The sequence below is a fragment of the Microcystis sp. M169S2 genome (assembly GCF_020245865.1).
GTDB classification, from domain to species: domain Bacteria; phylum Cyanobacteriota; class Cyanobacteriia; order Cyanobacteriales; family Microcystaceae; genus Microcystis; species Microcystis ichthyoblabe_A.
Genome location: NZ_JADBUB010000125.1, coordinates 1 through 3,545, shown reverse-complemented (window position 1 = coordinate 3,545; position 3,545 = coordinate 1). Strand labels below are relative to the sequence as shown.

The window sequence follows — 3,545 nt, the reverse complement described above, 5'->3', positions numbered from 1 at the left end:
GGCAGGATTATGTGGAGTTTGATCAACGTTATTTGCGTCCAGCGGAAGTAGATTTATTAATAGGAGATTCTACAAAAGCCAGAGAGAAATTAGGTTGGCAGCCGTCGGTGACATTCGAGGGACTGGTAAAATTAATGGTAGATGCGGATTTAGCGGCTTTGGGGATTAATCTTAATAACGGTGGTGATAGCCAACAGTTATTAAAAGATTTGGCTTATCTTCGCAATCGTTCGATGACAACTGTGGATTAAAGAGGTGAAAATATGCTGAATTTAAGCGAACAAAGAATCGTCGTCACCGGGGGGGGCGGGTTTTTAGGTCGGCAAGTAGTTAATCAATTAATTGCATCGGGGGCAAATCCCGAAAAAATTACAATTCCTCGGTCTAAAGATTGTGATTTGAGAGTTTGGGAAAACTGTCAACGTTTAGCCAACGAAGAAGATTTAATTATCCATTTGGCTGCCCATGTGGGAGGTATCGGTCTTAATCGGGAAAAACCCGCCGAATTATTCTATGATAATTTGATGATGGGAACCCAATTAATTCACGCTGCCTATCTAGCAGGAGTGCAAAAATTTGTCTGTGTGGGGACAATTTGTGCCTATCCAAAATTTACTCCAGTACCTTTCCATGAAGACGATTTATGGTCAGGATATCCGGAAGAAACCAATGCGCCTTATGGTATCGCTAAAAAGGCTTTATTGGTACAATTAGAGTCCTATCGTTTGCAGTATAGTTTCAACGGAATTTATCTTTTACCGGTGAATTTATACGGGCCAGAGGATAATTTTGATCCGGGTAGTTCCCATGTAATTCCTGCTTTAATTCGCAAGGTTTATGAGGCACAACAACGGGGGGATAAACAACTTCCTGTCTGGGGAGATGGTAGTCCAACCCGGGAGTTTCTCTACTCCACCGATGCAGCGCGAGGCATTGTCATGGCCAGTCAATTCTATAATGAATCAGACCCAGTTAATCTTGGTACAAATTATGAGATTTCTATCAAAGATTTAGTGGAATTAATCTGTGATTTAATGGGTTTTGATGGCGAAATTGTTTGGGAAATAGATAAACCGAATGGTCAACCGCGACGCTGTTTAGATACAACCCGCGCTCAAGAAAAATTCGGTTTTGTTGCTCAAATGGAATTTAAAGAAGGTTTGCAAAAAACCATTGAATGGTATCGGCAAAACGCCGCTTAGTCTCGATAGCAGGTGTGTTAGATTAATAACTAACACACCTGATTTTTTTAAGCTTACTGACCTGTAAAATCAGAACGAAGGGTTAACTTTAAATCTTCCTTGGGGTTAATTGACAATAATTCCACCGATTCTCCTCGTAGTAACCAACCGGCTAATACTTCTAATCCTCCTCCTCGTATAATCTCGCTAACTGGTTGGTCAGAAGTAAAGGAAGCGAGGACAGAAGCGGCGGATTTTCCTAATACTGCACCCTGAATAATTTTATCGGGGTTAACTCCCTTAATTAGCCTTTCTATACGGGTGAAAACTGCCGAAATAGCATCGATAGATTTTTCTTGGGGTTGACGGGTTTTTAAAAAGATTTTTTGGGATAAAAAACGCGAACCTTGACCATCAGGTTTAATTTCTCCGATAATCTGACTACCATCGGGAATAATTGTCTGTCCTTGGGAGTTTTTGATATTATCGGTGACGGTTAGAGATAAAGAAAAAGTTTCTTGTTTGGTTAAAAGAATTTTTTCCCCCTGCTCGTATTTTACAGGGATATCTGTGCCAGCAGGAATTAATCGGTCATTTCCCAAAGGAATTGGTTTAATCGGGTTAATTGGGGCGAATTGACGTGCGATCGCAGGAGTCAAGGAAAGGGAGACCACAACGAAAGAAGCACTTAAAAGCATTGTTAATAGTGTCAGAGGATGATGACGACCCTGCTTTTGAAAATATAGCATCTTACCCTTGAGTTTCCTAGTGGGAGCGAGTTAAAGATAGAGACGAAAGCGGAAAAAAGTTTGTTTCCAAGCAAGAAAATGCGGGTAGAAGGAGAATTTTAGCAAAAAATAACTGAGATTTCCGACTAACTGCCAGTTATTAGTTTATTTGGTCTATTGAAACGCCAAAACTCTTGATTTGTCCGCAGTTCTTAGTTTGGCACGGTTAATGGAGAACAAGAACTATTTATTATAAAATTATAGGTTCAATCCTATCAAAAAAAATCACCCGATCGAATTAGAATCTGTGAAAAAATGTAACAATTGTAACAAAAAACTGAAGAAACCTCTGATCGGGTTGCCACCGATCCCAAACTTAGGACAAGGGGTCATCTAAACTTGGCCCCACAGAAACGGCACACCTTCGCTTTCGGTTGAATTAACTCAGCACAATGAGGACAAGGAACCCTATCCCTGTCCTGTGATCGAACAGAAACAGTTCTCTCGCTATTCCAAGTCACGATCAACCCAAAAAGAGCCACTAGCACCCCAACTGCTGGATTAAAGGCCATCATTACAAACCCAAAAATCAGCATACTCAAACCAATAAATTTATCCATAAGCTCCTCTTGTAGATAACCTTGCTTATAAACCCGAACCACCCCCAATGCCTATGAACCAAATCACACATCGGCCACCCTACCTCAGAAAGATGAGAAATAAGCCAACTAAAGATAGAAATAGAGAGAGTGAAAGATTGCTAGACTCACAGAGGTGGGTAGCTAAAAAAGTCTCGCCTCTAACCCCATAATGACACAATTAACTTTAAGTTTTGCGATCGAGTAAGCCAAAAATATTCTCCCCCATCACCCGCGAACCGGATGCTGTTGCTAAAATAATCTTCATAGGGGAGAGCGCGGGAAGTTTCCAAATATCATCCTTTTTGTCCTGTACTTAGGAGTAGATTATGTTTACTAAACTTAATAATTTGTGGAATCAGTTTTTCAGGAGATCAAGAAGGATTAATGATAAACCATTAAATAAAGTAAGTTTATTGGTAATAATAATTGTTGATATTTTCATCTTAGTTAATGTTTTTACAGGATTAGATGATATTAGTAGGTGGCATTTAAGCCCCCAACAAGTATATCCTTGTTACAGCGCATGGCAAAGTTACAAGAAAAATAATAGTCCAGATAGAGATTATGATTTAATTACAACTTTTTTAGTTGATTATAAAAATAATTATCAAGATGAAGAAATAGGACATTTAGGTAAAGTTTCTCCAATTTGTTTGCAATATGCTGATATTAAAAATAAGTTAAATAATAAAGAAAATAAAACTTTATTAAGTAAAATACAAACAAAACAAGATAATATTAATATACTAGAAAATAATAATAGAATTATTAGAAGTCAATATGATTCTACCCTATTAGAGAAAATTGCTGGACAGTCTGCCAACAATTCGATAAACTGGGTAAAAGCGGAAGAGGCAAAACAGAAACTAGAGGAAAATAATAAAAAAATATCAAAAATCAAAGAAGAAATTGTTAAGCTAAAAAATGAACTACTACAAAAACCATCGAGTCAAAATTTACTTGCTTTCATGAGAAATGAAAGTAAATTTAATGAT

The 3,545-nt window shown here is 37.9% G+C and carries 3 protein-coding genes and 1 pseudogene; 3 read left to right on the top strand and 1 reads right to left on the bottom strand.

Annotated features, from left to right (window positions below; translation table 11 throughout):
• Both IM485_RS12965 and IM485_RS12960 read left to right on the top strand, forming a co-directional pair.
• A partial coding sequence (locus IM485_RS12965) for a GDP-mannose 4,6-dehydratase (protein WP_287743532.1) occupies positions 1–251 on the top strand: 251 nt, incomplete at its 5' end.
• Between the two features lie 12 nt (positions 252–263).
• Positions 264–1,202, top strand: coding sequence for a GDP-L-fucose synthase family protein (locus tag IM485_RS12960; protein ID WP_287743530.1), 939 nt, complete (start codon positions 264–266; stop codon positions 1,200–1,202).
• Positions 1,203–1,255: 53 nt separating this feature from the next.
• On the opposite strand, the gene IM485_RS12955 is transcribed toward IM485_RS12960, so the two are convergent.
• Positions 1,256–1,930 carry a hypothetical protein gene (locus IM485_RS12955; RefSeq protein ID WP_104396236.1) on the bottom strand — a complete coding sequence of 225 codons (675 nt, stop codon included), beginning with the start codon at positions 1,928–1,930 and terminating at the stop codon, positions 1,256–1,258.
• A gap of 946 nt (positions 1,931–2,876) precedes the next feature.
• Here IM485_RS12955 and IM485_RS12950 point away from each other — a divergent pair.
• Positions 2,877–3,545: pseudogene (locus IM485_RS12950) on the top strand (hypothetical protein); the annotation flags it as partial.

Excerpts from the sequence above, each read along its gene's own strand:
- IM485_RS12960 (WP_287743530.1), top strand. The coding sequence starts at position 264 with ATGCTGAATTTAAGCGAACAAAGAATCGTCGTCACCGGGGGGGGCGGG.
- IM485_RS12955 (WP_104396236.1), bottom strand. The coding sequence starts at position 1,930 with ATGCTATATTTTCAAAAGCAGGGTCGTCATCATCCTCTGACACTATTA.